11 protein-coding genes and 1 pseudogene are annotated in these 17859 nt (G+C 55.0%); 9 read left to right on the forward strand and 3 right to left on the reverse strand.

Translation table 11 applies throughout. The features are described from left to right. The 9 genes and pseudogenes from PORUE0001_RS06295 to PORUE0001_RS06340 all read left to right on the forward strand — a co-directional run. Window positions 1–223, forward strand: a pseudogene (locus PORUE0001_RS06295) (signal recognition particle protein); the annotation flags it as partial. 669 nt (window positions 224–892) lie between these two features. Continuing rightward, complete coding sequence (locus tag PORUE0001_RS06305) at window positions 893–2089, forward strand: aminopeptidase C (protein WP_007365618.1); 1197 nt, start codon at window positions 893–895, stop codon at window positions 2087–2089. 334 nt (window positions 2090–2423) lie between these two features. Next, window positions 2424–3455 (forward strand): M23 family metallopeptidase, encoded by a 1032-nt coding sequence (locus PORUE0001_RS06310; protein ID WP_007365619.1) that lies wholly within the window; start codon window positions 2424–2426, stop codon window positions 3453–3455. A gap of 131 nt (window positions 3456–3586) precedes the next feature. Next, entirely contained in the window at window positions 3587–5089 is a 1503-nt protein-coding gene (dacB, locus tag PORUE0001_RS06315) for a D-alanyl-D-alanine carboxypeptidase/D-alanyl-D-alanine-endopeptidase (protein ID WP_007365608.1), read from the forward strand. A gap of 77 nt (window positions 5090–5166) precedes the next feature. Beyond that, complete coding sequence (metG, locus tag PORUE0001_RS06320; RefSeq protein WP_007365620.1) at window positions 5167–7218, forward strand: methionine--tRNA ligase; 2052 nt, start codon at window positions 5167–5169, stop codon at window positions 7216–7218. A gap of 12 nt (window positions 7219–7230) precedes the next feature. After that, window positions 7231–8397 (forward strand): DegT/DnrJ/EryC1/StrS family aminotransferase, encoded by a 1167-nt coding sequence (locus PORUE0001_RS06325; protein ID WP_007365617.1) that lies wholly within the window; start codon window positions 7231–7233, stop codon window positions 8395–8397. 18 nt (window positions 8398–8415) lie between these two features. Further along, complete coding sequence (locus tag PORUE0001_RS06330) at window positions 8416–9492, forward strand: Gfo/Idh/MocA family protein (RefSeq protein ID WP_007365614.1); 1077 nt, start codon at window positions 8416–8418, stop codon at window positions 9490–9492. A 16-nt stretch (window positions 9493–9508) separates the two neighbouring features. Continuing rightward, window positions 9509–11266: a bifunctional metallophosphatase/5'-nucleotidase gene (locus tag PORUE0001_RS06335; protein ID WP_007365612.1), complete on the forward strand. Its 1758-nt coding sequence runs from the start codon at window positions 9509–9511 to the stop codon at window positions 11264–11266. Between the two features lie 37 nt (window positions 11267–11303). Continuing rightward, window positions 11304–12092 carry a hypothetical protein gene (locus PORUE0001_RS06340; RefSeq protein WP_007365610.1) on the forward strand — a complete coding sequence of 263 codons (789 nt, stop codon included), beginning with the start codon at window positions 11304–11306 and terminating at the stop codon, window positions 12090–12092. Here the strand turns inward: PORUE0001_RS06340 and PORUE0001_RS06345 are convergent. The 3 genes from PORUE0001_RS06345 to rplS form a co-directional block, all read right to left on the reverse strand. Next, on the reverse strand, window positions 12071–12847 hold the full coding sequence (locus PORUE0001_RS06345) for a sulfite exporter TauE/SafE family protein (RefSeq protein ID WP_007365611.1): 777 nt from the start codon (window positions 12845–12847) through the stop codon (window positions 12071–12073). The genes PORUE0001_RS06340 and PORUE0001_RS06345 overlap by 22 nt on opposite strands. A 5-nt stretch (window positions 12848–12852) precedes the next feature. Then, window positions 12853–16338, reverse strand: a complete 3486-nt coding sequence (porU, locus tag PORUE0001_RS06350) for a type IX secretion system sortase PorU (protein ID WP_007365616.1) — start codon at window positions 16336–16338, stop codon at window positions 12853–12855. A gap of 428 nt (window positions 16339–16766) precedes the next feature. Next, window positions 16767–17132, reverse strand: a complete 366-nt coding sequence (gene rplS / locus PORUE0001_RS06355; RefSeq protein WP_007365615.1) for a 50S ribosomal protein L19 — start codon at window positions 17130–17132, stop codon at window positions 16767–16769. Window positions 17133–17859 lie beyond the last annotated feature (727 nt).

A 17859-nucleotide genomic window follows, 5' to 3' on the forward strand; every position in this document is an offset into this window, starting at 1 on the left:
AGCAATCATCCACTCTATGACCCCCGAGGAGCGTGCCAAGCCTAGCATCCTCGATGGCTCACGTCGCAAGCGTATCGCCGACGGTAGCGGCACCTCTGTCGCCGAGGTCAACAGGCTCATCCAGCAGTTTGACCAAGTGAGCAAAGTCATGCGCAAGATGCAAGGCGGAGGCTTGGGACGTATGCAAGCCAAGATGCAGAAAAAGAACAAGAAGCGTCGCTAGCCTGCTCAAATTCGCATCGCAAGCGACACGCCTAGAGAGACTTCAGTAGCATAGCTCAGGCCTCTCCCAAGGAGTAGCACGCTCTCCGTCAGCAGACGAGGAGCGTGCTACTCTTTTTTGAGTCTAAGCCACCGGTCCTCATTCGGAGTAGGGCTAACGCATCATGCAGGATGAGTTCATTCACAGCACACTATCAAGGAAATCGAGCAATTCTTCGGTGGAGATCTTTGAATTTCCAGTGAGGAATAAAAAAATTCTTCGGAACTTCGAAATCTTTCTTCCGAAGTTTCATTTCATTCTTCCGAACTTTTATTTGCCGGTTCCGTGGGGAATTTTCGATCGCTCCGTGGAGCTTTCGGATTTCCTCGGTAGAGATTGCAATCAGCAGAGATGTAGGAGTAGCTACAAGGTGAGTCTATAGCGCTGCCAGTCAAGGTTACAGCCCATCTAACCACTGGAGGTCGTCATATGTAGTCCCTAGAAGAGCGGATTGTAATGCGTCAGACCACATTCAAAGCGTCAGCGATTTCGGGAATCCTTGACTTTGCAAATCATCGACAGACGGCTGAGGACCCTTTTGTCTCCAGTTTTTTATTTGTATCTTTGTGACGGTCTTGACGACCGCTTCACTGACAATTCATTTTCTAACTATAAAACCAGGAATAAGCTATGAGACAATTCTCTCTACTCCTCCTCACACTCCTCTCGAGTCTCGTTATGGTCGCACAGAAGCCCCAGACAAGTAGCGAGAGCAACGAGTTTACCATCATCAAGCAACTCCCCATTACCTCTATCAAGGATCAGGCAAACAGTGGTACCTGCTGGTCTTACTCTACGACAGGCTTCCTTGAGTCTGAGATACTTCGCAAGGGTGGTCCCGAGGTAGACCTCTCTGAGATGTTTGTCGTCAACCATACTTACCGTGACAAGGCTGAGAAGTATGTCCGTCTACACGGCAAGGGCAACATTGCTCAGGGTGGCTCGTTCTACGATGTTCTCTATGTGTTTGGCAATTACGGAGCCGTACCTGAGGAGCTTATGACAGGTCTCAACTATGGTACGAAAAAGAATGCTCACGGAGAGCTAGAGGCTGTCCTCAAGGGCATGCTTGACGCTGTCGTAGCGAACCACAACGGTCGTCTCTCCACAGCTTGGAAGGGTGCTTTCAACAAGGTCGTAGACACCTACCTAGGCGAGCTGCCTAAGGAGTTCACCTACCAGGGCAAGCGCTACACGCCCAAGAGCTTCGCTGAGAGCCTCGGCATCAATACTAGCGACTATGTTTCACTGACGAGCTTCACACACCACCCCTTCTACACCTCTTTCCCGATCGAGATCGAGGACAACTGGCGCTGGTCTAGCTCGTGGAATCTACCCATCAACGAGCTCATGCAGGTCATTGACAATGCAATTGAGAAGGGTTACCCCATCGCTTGGGGCGCTGACGTAAGCGAGGTAGGCTTCACACGTGACGGTATCGGCGTCCTAGCTGATGTAGACGCTATCGAGACAAAGGGCTCTGACCAGGCTCGCTGGGTAGGTCTGAGCTACAGCGACAAAGCTGCCGAGATACGTCGTATGATCAATAGTGCTGACTGCCCTGAGATCGAGCCTACACAGGAGTTCCGCCAGGAGGGCTTTGACAACTATACCCTCACCGATGACCACGGTATGGTTATGGTTGGCAAGGCTAAGAATCAAAACGGTCGTATCTTCTACATGATCAAGAACTCTTGGGGTGAGAGTGGCAAGTACAACGGAATATGGTACATCTCCAAGAACTATGTAGCTGGCCGCACGATGAATATCGTCGTACACCGTGATGCTATCCCCGCAGCTATTGCTAAGAAGCTCGGTCTGAAGTAATCACTCCCCGCTAGACAACTAGAGAGTCCCCACACCAGTCTTGAGAGGCTGACGTGGGGGCTCTTTCTTTAATATAGACTTATGCGACAAGGCTCTTGTCGCAACAATAATCTCCGCTGGCAATCGTTGTATTAGAGCCAGCCTTAGGGGTCAAACGGTATAAATTCGTCGGGCCGAAATTTGGCTATTTCGAAATTTATTCCGACCTTTGGCGGGAAAGTAGATATTGTTTTCTACCGTAAGTGACAGATGCGAGAGAGGCTATCTACTGTGTATCAGTTTCTTTAACCCACTCATTATTGACAGACACACATCATTTATCAATCAAGACTTTATGATAAGTAAAAGTAAGAGCTTTGTCGCCTTCGTGGGGCTTATCTTTGTGGCATGCACTCAGCTAGCAGCCCAGACACCCCACAAGACCTCATCACCACCCCTTAGGAGGGTCTCCCCGACGAGAGTCGTGACTGCACGGGACTCTCTCGGTATCAGAAATCTGCTAGCCGATGGCTACAACATTATGACGGCAAGAGATGCCGAGACGCGCATATCCAATGCTGAGATGGAGCGCGCACTCGAGAGAGAGGCTCTCGAATACCCTGCAATAGATTTATATGGCGAAGACTCGTGGACTGACTGGGTAAACCCCTTTGCTGGGAAAAGTAGCCCACGTATCCCCGCTACATATAATATTGACTGCTCGGGATTCGTTATGCCTCTAGAGGGTACTATGCGTGTCACATCCAACTACGGTTACCGCGCTCGCTATCGTCGTGAACACAAGGGCATCGACCTAGCACTCCGCACAGGCGATGACGTACGAGCCGCCTTCGATGGTAAGGTACGCATCCGTGGCTACGAGCGTGGTGGTTACGGCAACTACATTGTCATACGTCACCCCAACGGCCTAGAGACGGTCTACGGACACATGAGTCGCTGCATAGCGCAGGAGGGTCAGATCGTCAGAGCTGGTGAGGTCATCGGCAAGGGCGGTAGCACAGGTCGTAGTACAGGTCCACACCTACACTTTGAGACCCGCTTTCTAGGCATTGACATCAATCCCGCACACATCATTGACTTCGGCGTAGGCGCTCCTCAGAGTGACTACTACACTTTCGTCGCTCCTAGGGGCTACAAGACCTATGCTTACGAGGAGAGTAAGGCTTCATCAGATACCCAGTACAAGGCCAAAGCAAAGAAGAACCGCGTCTCTGCCTCGCGTGCCCCACGGATATACCGAGTCAAGAAAGGCGATACCCTCTCAAGCATTGCCAAGAAGACTGGCACACCCGTAAGCCGACTCTGCAAGGCAAATAATATGTCCTCACGCGCTGTACTGCGTCCAGGACAGTCGCTAAAGTACTAGCACGCACACGTCTTCCTCACAGCGGGAGCTTCAATCCCCTTTGAGCGAAAGATAGACAACTCAAGTAGAATAAAGAGAGCAAGGTGTGTCTTCGGGTACACTTTGCTCTCGTCACGTTTGACCCCATAGTGATGCAACTACGATCCACTACACTCTATGCTATACTCTTACTGCTACTTCCCCTGCAGGGATCGGCGCAAGAGGATACACTCAACGTCTTCCAGACTCTAGAGCTACTCCAGCAGGCGGAGCAGCGAGGAGAGGCTCGTTATGGAGTCTCCGTATGGCGCATTGATCAAACGAAGCCAGCTCTGAGCTACCATGCCTCGGAGCGCTTTACGCCAGCCTCGGTGACCAAGATCTTCTCCTCTGCCACAGCACTGATAGTCCTAGGCGCTGACTATCAGTTTCCCACAGAGATCGGTTACCGAGGTACCATCACAAGCGAAGGGGTGCTCGATGGCGACCTCATCATCGTAGGGCATGGCGATCCATCGCTTGAGTCAAAGCATTACCCACGTCGCAAGGGGATCTTTTACGATCAAGTCTACCTAGCACTACAAAAGGCGGGCATCCGTCAGATACGTGGTCGCATCGTCGTCGATGCCTCGGCCTACTGCGACGAAGGCTATCTAGAGGCGTGGTCTCGTGGGGACTGGGGCAAACGCTATGCGCCAGCACTCTATGGGGTCAACCTATGCGACAATATCATGCAGGTCGGTATCTCCGCTCAGGATGTAGCAAGAGGAGCCTCCGAGCCCTCTTACCTCCACCCCGCCACACCAGGGCATGCGTGGCAGATAGACATTCAGTTGGTCAAGCGTGGCAATCTGCTCGCCATATCTGCAGATAGAGAGTCCCGCACCACACGACGCCTCTCGGGTCGCTTAGCTCGAGGTAGCTCTAAGCGTCAGGTCATCGCCTGCGATCTGAGCAATCCCGCCATGGCTCTCGCCCTGCAACTAGCGGAGCACCTTCAGCAGCGTGGCATAGAGCTCTCCGAGTGCCGGAGCGTCGCTTACTATGATCGGTCCGCTCCAGTACTCACCACCCTACTCGACATCTACCTAAGCCCTCACCTGAGTGAGCTGATACGCACCTGCAACTTCCACAGCGTCAATCTCTACGCAGAGGCTCTCCTCCGTAGCATCGGCAACCACTTTGGCTCGGTGCAGCAGGGCGAGTGCTTCTCGACGCACCAAGCACTGAAACGGGAGATGAACTACTGGCGAGAGACCTGCGCCCTCCCCGCTGATCAGTTGGAGCTCTACGACGGCTCTGGTCTATCGCCCCGTAGCAAGCTATCGCCTTACGCACTGACAGCCGCTCTGAGACAGGTCTACCAGCTACCACTACCCACCTCAGATCCCTTCATACTCTCCTTACCACAAGTAGGTCGCCAAGGCACAGTGCGTAGCCTAATGCCAGCATCGAGGATCACTGCCTACTTCAAGAGTGGCTCCATACAAGGTGTGCAAAACTATGCCGGCTACGTCAGCTACAAAGGCCACACCTACTGTGTCTCCCTCCTCGCCAACAATATGCGCCATCGCCCCACCACCCGTAGCACCATGAGGCGAGTGCTAGAGACGCTCTTTCCCCCTCTCCCAGCGTCAAGCACTTCTAAGCCTTGAAACCTTCGTAACAGTCTCATTTTTGCTACCTTTGCGGTAGACATCGGCACTAAACCGTCATTCATCATAAGAACTTTATGAGTACGCAACAATTCAAACGCACTTTAGTCACCACGGCCCTCCCTTATGCTAATGGGCCTGTACATATCGGACACTTAGCAGGAGTCTACGTTCCTGCCGACATATACGTTCGCTACAAGCGTATGAAGGGCGACGAGGTCCTCTTCATCGGCGGTAGCGATGAGCACGGAGTACCTATCGCCATCAAGGCAAAAGCCGAGGGCGTCTCTCCACAAGAGGTGGTAGATCGCTACCACGCCTTGATCAAGGAGTCGTTCGCTCGCCTAGGTATCGACTTCGACATCTATTCGCGCACCACCTCCGAGACACACGAGAAGACGGCGAGCGCATTCTTTACCAAGCTCTACGAGTCGGGCAAGCTAATCGAGCAGACCTCGGAGCAATACTACGACCCTGAGGCTAAGCAGTTTCTCGCAGACCGCTATATCACGGGTACCTGTCCGCATTGCCACAACGAGCGCGCCTATGGTGACCAATGCGAGGCGTGTGGCACATCGCTCTCAGCGACCGACCTGATCGACCCTCACAGCGCTATCTCAGGAGCTAAGCCTGAGCTCCGAGAGACGAAGCACTGGTACCTCCCACTGGGCGACTACGAGAGCTTCCTCCGCGAGTGGATCCTCGAGGGACACAAGGAGTGGAAGCCCAACGTCTACGGGCAGTGCAAGAGCTGGCTGGACCTAGGACTACAGCCACGTGCCGTGACACGTGACCTAGACTGGGGTATCCCCGTACCGCTCCAAGGGGCTGAGGGCAAGGTGCTCTACGTATGGTTTGACGCACCTATCGGCTACATATCCAATACGAAGGAGCTACTCCCCGACAGCTGGCGCACCTGGTGGTGTGACCCTGAGACCCGACTGATCCACTTCATCGGCAAGGACAATATCGTCTTCCACTGTATCATCTTCCCCGCCATGCTAAAGGCGGAGGGTTCGTTTAACCTACCAGACAATGTCCCGGCGAACGAATTCCTCAACCTCGAGGGGGACAAGATCTCGACCAGTCGCAACTGGGCTATCTGGCTCCACGAGTACCTCGACGAGATGCCTGGCAAGGAGGACGTGCTACGTTATGTCTTGACGGCCAATGCGCCTGAGACCAAGGACAATGACTTCACATGGCGTGACTACCAAGCGCGTAATAACAATGAGTTGGTCGCTATCTACGGAAACTTTGTGAACCGCGCCTTGGTGCTGACGCACAAATACTTCGATGGCAAGGTGCCTCCGCTGGGTCGTCTCACAGAGATCGACGAGGAGATGCTCCGCGAGGTGGCAGCCATCCCTGCAGAGCTGGACGATCAGCTGGAGCACTTCCACTTTAGAGAGGCGCTCAAGACCGCTATGCAGCTGGCCCGCATCGGCAATAAGTACCTCGCCGACACGGAGCCCTGGAAGGTGATCAAGAGTGACCCCGACCGTGTCGCTACGATCCTGCACTTAGCTCTGCAGCTGGTGGGCAATCTGACAATCGCTTTTGCGCCTTTCACACCCTTCTCCACACGTCGACTCCTCGCTATGCTACAGGTTGGGGAGGAAGGCTTTGCTTTCTCCCGCTTTGGCGCTACAGATCTACTTCCCGAGGGGCATCAGCTGGGTACGCCCGAACTGCTCTTTGAGAAGATTGAGGACGATGTGATTCAGGCGCAACTGGACAAACTCGCTGCGATTAAGAAGCTCAACGAGGAGCAGAGCCGTCACCCCGAGGCTCTGCTGGAGGATGTACCGTTTGACACATTTACCAAGAGCGATATGCGTGCAGGACGCATCCTAGCTTGCGAGAAGGTCCCCAAGGCTGACAAGCTCCTGCGCTTCTCCATTGATGATGGCATGGGCGGACGAACGATCGTCTCGGGCATCGCTCAGTACTACAAGCCGGAGGAACTGGTCGGCAAGACCGTTGCCTTCGTTGCTAACCTCCCTGTGCGCAAGATACGTGGTGTCGAGTCACAAGGTATGATCATCTCGGTCGAGGACTACAAGACGGGACGGCTACAGGTGGTCACGCTACCTGACACGATAGCGCCTGGTAGCAAACTGGTCTAGCCTCATAGCGACATGCGCATCCCTCTAGTCAATCTACCCGAAGAACATCGCCCCTACCAAGCTGAGCTCGATAGGGGCATCGGGAGGGTTGTCGCCTCAGGCGGATACATCGGTGGTGAGGAGGTGCATGCCTTTGAGGAGGGGCTGGCGGCCTACCTGGGGCTGGCTCCGTGGAGTGTCATCAGCTGTGGCAACGGGAGCGACGCGCTCCTGCTGGCTCTGGCTGCGCTAGAACTACCCCGTGGTGGCGAGGTGATCATTGCCACGCACAACTATGTGGCGGCTGCCGAGGTGGTCTGTCATCTAGGGCTCCGACCTGTGTGGGCTGACGTGATGCCCTCGCTGAGTAGCGATGGACGTGTCTCCTTTCAGATGAATGGCTCGCTAGACTATCTGGAGTCGCTTCGCACTCCTCGCACGGTGGCACTCATAGCGGTCAATATGTACGGTATGCCCTGCCCCGCAGTCGAGCTGGCGCACTTCTGCAAGCGACATCAGATTCCGTGGATTGAGGACAATGCACAGGGGATGGGTGGCGTAGGCGAGATAGCTTCGGGAGTCACGAAAGCTACGGCACCGCTAGGCACACGAGCTACGATCGGCACGACGAGCTTCTTCCCGACCAAGCCATTAGGTTGTATGGGCGACGGAGGCGCTGCTTTCGTACCGCATGACCAGCAACTGGCGGAGCGTTTGCGCCAACTGGCCAACCATGGTCAGCGCACGCGCTACCAGTACGAGCGGTGTGGCTATAACAGTCGTCTAGACGCTCTCCAAGCAGCTGTGCTACGAGTTAAGCTACGTCACCTAGACGAAGCGAACCGACGACGTAGCTTGCTAGCCGACCGCTACGACGAGTTGCTGGCGGACCTCCCGATGGTGAGACGCCCGAAGCGTAGCATAGGCCAGCCTGAAGCGCTCTACCTTTACACAATCTGCGTACCCTCTGACAAGCGAGACGGACTACTCAACGAATTGCGTACAGCGGGCATCGACGCACGAGTCTACTACCCGCAGATGCTTCACCAGATAGCGGCTTACAGTGACGGCTCATCTGAGGCTTCCTGCCCCGTAGCGGAGGAGATCCAGAAGACAATGCTCTCCCTACCGATAGCTCCAACGACCACGCCTGAGCAGATCCGAGAGATCTGCGAGCGGATCAGACAGTTTCTACTATAAAAGCCTTTTTTCCCCACTATGACAGCGAACCACAGCGACCTAACAACCTTCGCTCTTAAGCCACTCCACAGCCCGCTCCGCTGGGTCGTCGTGGGGTGCGGACACATTGGCCGTCGGCACATGGAGCATATCTCAAAGCATCCGCAGACGCAGTTGGTCGGGATGGTCGACGTGCTACCCGCTTCGGAGTGTGGTGCTGCACAGTTTGCTGAGATTCCCTTTTACCAAAGCGTGGAGGAGCTGCTGGAGCGCGGAGGAGAGACCTTTGATGTCGCGTCGATCTGCGTCCCCAACGGACTGCACTATCCGATCGCGCTAGAGCTAATCAAGGCTGGCAAGTCGCTCCTCATAGAGAAGCCCGCCGTGCTACACCCCGACGAGGGCGAGGAGCTGATCGCCCTGGCGAAGGCGCACGGCTGTCACCTATACAGTGTACTGCAAAACCGCTTTACGCCTGTCTCAGCGTGGCTTCACCAGGTGATCAAAGAGAAGCGCCTCGGCAAGCTTTACCAGATCGAGCTACAGTGTCTTTGGAATCGTGACGAGCGCTACTACCTGCCTCGTCGCTGGCATGGCGACCTAGAGCTAGATGGCGGGACGCTCTTCACGCAATACTCTCACTTCCTCGACCTGCTGATCTGGTGCTTTGGCATGCCTGAGGTGCAGGGCGGGAGCTTTTACAATTACAACCACCAGACGATGGTAGACTTTGAGGACTCGGGCGTAGTGCAGCTCACCTTCCCGCAGGATACGACTGGGCTGCTGACCTACTCGACAGCGGTCTACGGAACCAACTGCGGGGTGCGTCTGACCGTGCTCGGTGAGCGTGGTTGCATCGTCCTCGACGGCCCCTTCATGAACCAGCTAACGCACTGCGTCATAGACGGCTACGATCGCCCCGACCTAGGAGAGAGCGAGCCTGGCAATGCCTACGGAGCCTACAGTGGCTCAGCGCAAAACCATCACTTCGTCATTGACCACACGGCGCGCGCGCTGCTGGGCGACCCGACCGCTCAGGCGGTGGAGATAGAGGATGCCCTGCGTGTCGTACGCCTCATTCGCAATATCTACCAGCACAACCCTTACCTGTCCTAAGAAAGCCCTTCACGTTATGAACCAACTTCAGCATCGTACCCTACTTTATTGTCTCGTTGCGCTCCTTTTGCTGGGGAGCTTCGCTAGTTGCAAGAAGACAGAGCGAGAGACGCACACGATCCATATCCTACACACGACCGATGTGCATGGCAACATACTAGGCTACGACTTCGTCCAGGACACTTGTACCCCTAGCGGACTGGCGCGGGTCTCTACTTATGTGGCACAAGTGAGGAAAGAGTTCCCGACGAGTACGCTGCTCTTCGATGGAGGGGATGTGCTACAGGGCAATGCGGCGGTCTACTACTCCAACTTCGTTGACACGCTACGCACGCACTTCGTCTCGGACGCTATGACGCTGCTGGGCTACGATGCAGCCGTCGTGGGGAATCATGACCTAGAGGCTACGCCGAGCGTCTACCGACGCTGGCAACGCGACATGGCGACGCCACTGCTGGCGGCCAATATCATACACAGCGATGGTCCACTCAAGGGTAAGCCTTACTACTCGCCTTATAGCGTCCACACGATCGACGGGGTGAAGGTGGCGGTGCTCGGACTGATCACCCCCGCTGTACCTCAGTGGATCCCGCAATCCTCTTATGAGGGGATGACCTTTGCCGATCCGATCGCCACGGCTCACAAGTGGATTCCTACGATTCAAGAGCATGTTCACCCAGATCTCCTCATAGTCTTGATGCACTCAGGGCTGGGCGACGGACAGGATAAGGAAGACGTTGCCCTCCAGATGGCTCGTACGGTCTCTGGCATTGACCTAATCCTCTACGGACACGATCACCAGGCTAATCAAACTACTGAGCGAAGTCCTTCGGGCTCCTCCGTCCTGCTGATCAATCCAGGGAGCCATGCGAAAAACGTAGCGGACGTTACTGTCACCATCACCAAGCAGAGCGACAAAGTGGTCGACAAGAAGTTCCAAGGAGAGATCGTTCCAATGGCAGACGTACCCGTAGACTCCGCTTTCGTCAGCTACTTTGCGGACTTTGCAGACACGGTGCGTAGCTTTATCGCAGAGCCTATCACACTGCTCACGGAGCCTCTCGTCGGGGTGGACGCACTCTTTGGTCCTTCCGCCTATATCTCCCTACTTCATCAGCTACAGCTGGATCTGAGCGAGGCAGACATATCGTTCTCCGCACCGCATCGTCTCTCCTTGGCACAGCGCGCTGACACGCTACGGGTACGGAACTTCTTCGACATCTATCCCTACGAGAACTATCTCTACAAGCTACGCCTCTCAGGGCAAGAGATACACGACTACCTAGAGTACTCCTACGGCTTATGGTGTGGCCCCGAAGCTAGCTCTGGGGAGCATCTGCTCTATCTGAAGGATCAAGCTACCGAGCAACACTTCCCGACGGTCAATCCGACCTTTAACTTCAGCGCAGCCGCAGGCATTGACTACACGGTGGATCTGCGCAAACCTCAAGGCAAGCGAGTGACCATCGAGCAACTATCTGACGGACACCCCTTCTCGGTCGACAGTGTCTACACTGTGGCGGTCAACTCCTACCGAGCTATCGGTGGCGGTGGGCATCTGACGCAAGGCGCTGGCCTTTCGCCCGACGAGCTACACCAGCGCGTCGTCTGGATCTCGCCTCATGACCTGCGCTATCACCTCATCGAGTGGGCAAGAAAGCACCAACCGCTCACACCGCCCCACTACAGCAACTGGGCCTTCATACCTAAAGAGCAAGCTACAGTAGCCATCGCACGAGATCGCCACATCATCGAGGAGAGTCTGACTAAGTAAAAGAAGCTCTTTTCCCCCAAAGCACCTGCCTAGAGGAATGACTTGGGTTGACCTCCTGCTCTTACTGATCTTAGCTTGTGGCATCACCACCTTCGGCCGTAAGCGACTACGCAAGCACAATCCCGTCTACAAGGGCGTAGAGCGTGACTTCGCCTCGCATTGCGTGCTCAGCATCGAGGAGTCACCGCTCCTGCAGCTTGGCTCAGCGCCTGCGGGAGCCAGGCCTCGCTACCTTGTGGTAGACACCGAGACCGTCTGCTATCTGCACGACACGCTTGACAAAGAGAAGTTTGCCTCCATCGGCACACCACTCCTAGCGAGTCTCTCGTGGCTCCTACTAGACGAAGAGCTACGAGTCGTGCGCAGCGAAGACCACCTCCTGCTCAGTGGCGTGCCGATCACAAGCGAAGCGACCGACTACCATCAGCTAACTACCGAGTTTGTCGCTGGGCATGGCGAAACGCCCCAAGCAGTGCTAGAGCTCTTCCTCAGAGATCTAGAAAGTGTACAGATGCTCGTGGGGCATAGCCTCGCCTTCCACCTAGCCGTCCTAGCGCACGACCTGCAGCACTACCAGTTGCCCTGTGAAAGCCTTGGGGCTAGGCGACAGTTCTGCACCATGCGCCAAGGCATTAACTACCTCATCTCGCATTACCAAGCCGATCCCCTACAGACACGCATCAGCCTAGAGTCGCTCTATGGCAAACTCCTGTGGGGTCGTGAAGAGCTGGAGATCATCTACCAGCTCAAGTCTCGCCACGACGTCGTCCTCGCCACGCACTGCTTCATCAAGCTCTACAGAGATCAGCCGACAGCCGCCTCGTGACCATGTAGCAGGTGAACGAGCGTGATCACAACGCCCATCACGATGAAGAGCAGTGAGATGCCCACGCTCAGCCACTTGCGCCACCGCTGTATATCTCCAGCGAAATGCGCTAAGCGACTCAAGCCCATCCGTATCAAGCCATAGACCGGATAAGCGATGCTCGCCGTCAGGAGCGCGAAGAGCCCTAAGTAGAGCAGACCCACAGCGCCATCCGCCTGAGCCGTCATAGGCACCAGCATACCGAAGTAGATCAGCCCCGTAGCAGGGCAGAAGAAGAGAGCCGAGCTAAAGCCCAGCCAAAGGGCTCGCCAGCTCCACGCACCCTGTCGCCCGAGCGGTTGCTCGTGCTCATGATCAAGCTCCTCCGCTTGATGTGTCTGCTCCTCGTGCTGGTGATCATGATGGTCGTGATGACCGAACATCCAGAGCAGTACTCCCAGTAGGATAATCAGTGGCCCCAGCCAATGCTCCAAGCCGTACAGGATCTGCGCCTGTAGTTGGAGCGTCTGAATGCTCGTCCGCAAGAGCCACGCCGAGAGCAATCCCAAAGAAAAGTATAGTAATGCCCGCCCCAGCGCATAGAGCGTCGTGAGCCACCACCCCCGCCGTCTATTCGTCTGCCGTCCCGTCAGGAAGAGCAGCGAAGAGACCACCGTCGCCAGTGGACAGGGGTTGATCGCCACCAGAAGAGCCATCACAACTACCGCCACAAAGGGGGTCGAACTGGTAACCAACGCTAAGATATCAGCCTGCATAACAGTTATCGCACTACTATCTTACCCGAAGTGTAGGCAGGCACCGAGTCTCCCTGCGTCATCCGCAAGCGGTAGATGTAAAGCCCAGGCAACAAGGCACCGCCCGACTGTAGCTTAGGTTCCCACCGTATCAGAGCTGGCGTGTCGTGTCCAGAGCGAGCCACCATCTGAGGCGAGAGCGCAACCAGCGCACCACGGTAGTCGTACAGTTCGATAGTCACATCAACCTCCACGCCTGGCGCATTGTTGTAGACCTCCACAATCAGCGGATCATCAGCCGTCAGGACACCTGGACGAGCATGACTCTCGACCACCGTTGGCGCTTGACCATCACGCACACGGAAGGCAAAGCTACGCTCCGTCACATTGTTGCACACGTCCCACACAGTAAAAGTCGCCGTGTGGTCGCCATCAGGTAGCTCAGGTAGCAGGTAAAGCACTCGCCCCACACCCGCCTCCATCTCCGAGGCGGTGTAGCTACTACTGAGGTTAAAGGTCAAGTCCTCGCGTCCATCCACTACCAGCGTCATGTTGTGCCCCACGCCCGTTCCCGAAAGGTTGATTCCCGAGGCATCCGCCAGCGTAGCAACGAAGAGCGGTGTCGAGCCGATGGGGTTATCCACTGAGAAGTTCGGATGACCTAGGTATAGCTCCCGTATCTCAGGCGGGACCGTGTCGACCACGCTGTGCTCACCCACGCCAGGCTTGACACAGATTGCGTGGCTCACGCCCATTGCTTCGTACGGTTCGCCACCCTTCGCATCGCTGTAAGCATAGAGATTGATCTTGCCATTGCCACCGCTATAAGGGAGATCCTTAGGCACTACGAAAGAGAAGTCAAAGTGTCCCTCCTTCACCTCAGCGACACCCGCATAGAGCATCCCCGGGTAGTCCTCAAAAGAGGTAATCTTCTCAGGATCCTTGTCAGGTGCATTGTCTATGTGCGTCTTGACCGGAGCCTTAGCATCAAAGACCGTCACAAAGAGCCGACCCGTGAAGTCTCCCTGCACGACCCCCTTACTGCTAGCCACGTAGCCCCGTACCTGTACACTATCCATCGCATGGAGCGGCACCGACTCACCTTCCGAAAGCTTGTCGAGCGAGACACCCGCCAGCTCCGTGATGACCGTCTCGTAGGCTGGCATACGGAGGCGCAGCGCTGGATCCCCGAGGAGGAAGAAGTTCAACTTATTCATCGTATCGTCTGTGAGCGCATTCTTGGCATCACGCATCACGATTCCCATGGGACGTAGGAAGCCATCCGCCTGAGGTGTGAAGAGGCTCTCATGTAGCGCTCTATTCATCTGTTCATTGTTTAGATTCATCACGACACGTGTCGTCGTGTAGAGTGCGATAGCTCCGCTCGTCGGATTGAGCATAGCCGACTCCCCTGCCGAGGTCTGCGGATGGTCATAGTTGGTAAAGTCACAGGTCGCCGTAATCCATACGGGTAGGTGAGGATAGTCAAAGCGTACGATATCCGCCTGCGTCAAGATCTGCTCATCGCTCCACGCTGCGGGGCCCCCGTGTCCCGTATAGTCGAGGAGGAGCAGCCCCTTCTGTAGCTCGTCCATCAGCTTGCGACGCGCATCCGGCACCGAGGTACGCCCGCCCACATTCTTGTGTGCGTAGGCATCCATATAGACTTTAGAGACCATCAGCTCTGGCTGTAGACGCTCCATAAGCTGAGCGATACCGTCGGCCTCCCCGAGGTGCGAGTAGCCATCCATGTTGTCCGCTACATAGCAAGCACGCGTACGCCACACGCCTGGCACCTGCTCGCTGTCGTAGCGGATTATTTTGTCCACTACAGCCTCAGCCTCCTCCAAGGTACGTATGGGCAGACGACCGATCCCCACCGAGAGTGGCTGAGCCCCGACTCCGACGCCACGCAACCCCTCCGTGAGGAGACCAAAGTAGTCATCCGTCGAGTAGCTGTAGACGTTGGTCGAGTTCTCCCCCTGATAGGTTAGCAGGAACTCCGTCAACTGAAAGTCTCGTGCACTCCAGTCCTGCGACACCTTACGATTGTCATAAGCGCCATCGCCCATCAGCAAGAGTAGCGGGTGGTAGCTCTCCGCCCCATGCTCCGCCTCGTAGCGACGCTTATAGTCCCACAGCATCAAGCGATAAGCCGTCGCATCGGGCGTGCCGCCATTATATTCATCAAAAAGCTCCTGCTGCGTCACCACCTGCACCCGTAGCCCCGAGTGCTCTCGGTGATAACTAGCCAAGCGCTCTGCAGCTGGGCGCAAAGCCTCGGTCGTGATCATCAGATAGTCCGGCACCGTGTCTAGACGCACCCCTCCATGCGGGAGCGCCACGACCTGCTCCACAGGGTAAGCGTCCGCAAGGGCAAAGAGTGTGTACTCAACGGGTATCCCTGCCTCACTCGTTACGGCTCCCGTAAAGGTCACAGCTCCATCTTGCTCCGCTATGGGTAGGCTCGCCACCTGACCCTCGGGCGTGCGTCCCCACAATTGCAGGGCACTCGCAGAGCCTGTCACCTCGATGCGGTGCGATGCGATGGCTCCGGGAGTGGCGGAGTAGTTACGAAAGGTCAACTGTCCCTTCCCTCCATACTGCAAAGCGACTGGTGCCACCAGTGTCAGATAGTCCAGGTAAGATTGTCGTCCCGCTGGCGCTATCTGTAGTTGCGTCTCCACACGCTGCGCCTCCGAGGGGAGCTTGGCTGCAAAGCTCTTAGCATGGTAGATACCAGCCAGATAGGTACTGGCGGAGGTTTCATCTTCACTTCTCTTGATGATGTCTTTGTACGTTTCACCGCCCAATTGCACCGTTAGCTCCAGCGACTGATCCTTGTCTGGTAGCCCCACGTAAGCCACTTTTAGGTCGCCCTCGGCATCTGAGACCAGTGGCGACGGTAGCGTGAGAGGCACCGTGAGCGGATGCCCACCGAGCGGTTCGCCAAAGAGCAAACGCCCTGAGGCACGTAGCGAGTGGCGATCCTGCTCATATAGCTCATGCGCCAAGAAGCTTGTCCGCACAGCCGGCTCCGTAGCTTGCTGCGCCCCCTGCGATTCAATGCGCTGCACTGGCAGATCCGTCCGATCGGTCGCTAGGTAGTACCCCTGATTGCTATAAATGTTTTGCTGATGACGAAAGGTCTGTCGCGACAGCTCTGGTATCCACTCGGTCACCCCCGTAGCGTAAAAGTAAACCGCATCATTAGCCACATAAGCGGGGACCGGCGTAAGCTGCAAACTGTTATCCTCCAGCACTTCGCTTAGCATCGCCCCACCCCGTCCGAAAAGACGTACCTCGGCAGGGTTCGCAATGCCCGCCTCTCGTAGTGTGGCAAAGGTAACCTTGTACACTCCCGTGCGAGTCACCGAGAGACGCACCCAGTGCCCCTCACTGAGCGGTGAGCTGGCGGAGGATTGTGCGGTCAGCCCCAGCAGCCCCGCTAGCAGTGTGACCAGCAGCAGGCTCAGAGGTCTGTATATATAATGTAGGAGTCTATGTCTCATAAGTAATCTAATAACGTGGATACAGCTACTTATAGTATATCCATCACCATGACCGATGACGCAAATATACCACAATCTTCCCTTTAGAGACTGTTGCATAAAGGCAAATCGCTGTGTTGCTTTCGGGATTCGGCTTCGGTCACATACAGAAGTATGCTCCCTTCAGACCTCACCCTCAGCGCCTTGCGCTTCATCCTTTCTGCAAAGTCTAGACAATCTTGCTTGCAAGATTGTGAGACTGTTGACTTCTGCAACAGTCTCCTTTAGCTTACCTAGTTAATAGTCCTCAGCCTCTCCAATCTTACGAATCGCCCCTTGCTCATGTCTCGTCGAAGTAGGTCCGCGCTCGTCCGAAGCGCAAAGTTAGAGAGGCATCTCAACTCATCAGTTGAGATGCCTCTCTTCATTAGTCTGAGCTAGCGACTCTATTACTTGACGCTGGCAGAGAGCGTACGACGCTCACGAATACGAGCAGCTTTACCGCGGAGGTTGCGCAGATAGTAGAGCTTAGCGCGACGTACCTTACCGTGACGCTCTACGTGGATCTCCTCAATGAAAGGGCTGTTGTAGGGGAAGATACGCTCTACACCTACACCGTCAGAGATCTTGCGTACGGTGAAGCGACGCTGGTCACCATGACCGCTGATGCGGATGACCGTACCGCGAAACTTCTGGATACGCTCCTTATTACCCTCCTTAATACGGTAGTCCACGACGATCGTGTCACCTGGGGCAAACTTAGGTAGCTGCTTGCCACTCTTGAAGTCTTCTTCGACTAGCTTGATAAAGTCCATAATAATGTGCTGTTACTTTTTTGATTAGCTATGAGCTAAACGCAATATACACAGGCGACTCGTGAGCCTCTAGACTAAGCTATGAATTAAGCTTAGAGCACTCTTCCTGTCAGAGATTACGCAAAGCTGACGACAAAGGTACGAAAAACTTGTGAATGGACAACCACCACCCCAACCCCTGCATGATATAAAAAGTGGGCTCATTTTAGCACCATCGAAGGAAATCGCCATTTCCTCGGTGAAGCCTTTTGAATCTCCAGCGAGGAAACGAAAAATTCATCGGAACTTCGAAATCTTTCTTCCGAAGTTTCATTTCATTCTTCCGAACTTTTATTTCCCGGTTCCGTGGAGAAATTTCGTTTCCTCCCTGGAGATTTCGTATTTCCTACCGAGGGGAGGGACGAGAGGGGAGAAGTTAGAGATTAGAAATTAGAAGTTAGACTTTAGAGGTTAGAAGATAGAAATCGGAGCTATCGGAACTATCGGAGGTGATCGGAGCTATCGGATAGGAGCAGTCCAAACTTCTAATCTCTAACCTCTAAAGTCTAACTTCTAATCTCTTCTTCTCCTGAAATTAAGACGACATTATAGTAGTTAATAGTAGGTATTTTGTATCTTTGTGGATCAAAGGAGATGTCTCGCATCGCAAAAGGTCGGTAGAGCGCTCTGAGAAGCCCTTCCCCTATACAGCTATTTGCCATGTCTAGACAGACCTACAGTAACTGAT

Source organism: Porphyromonas uenonis 60-3, assembly GCF_000174775.1.
Taxonomy (GTDB): domain Bacteria; phylum Bacteroidota; class Bacteroidia; order Bacteroidales; family Porphyromonadaceae; genus Porphyromonas; species Porphyromonas uenonis_A.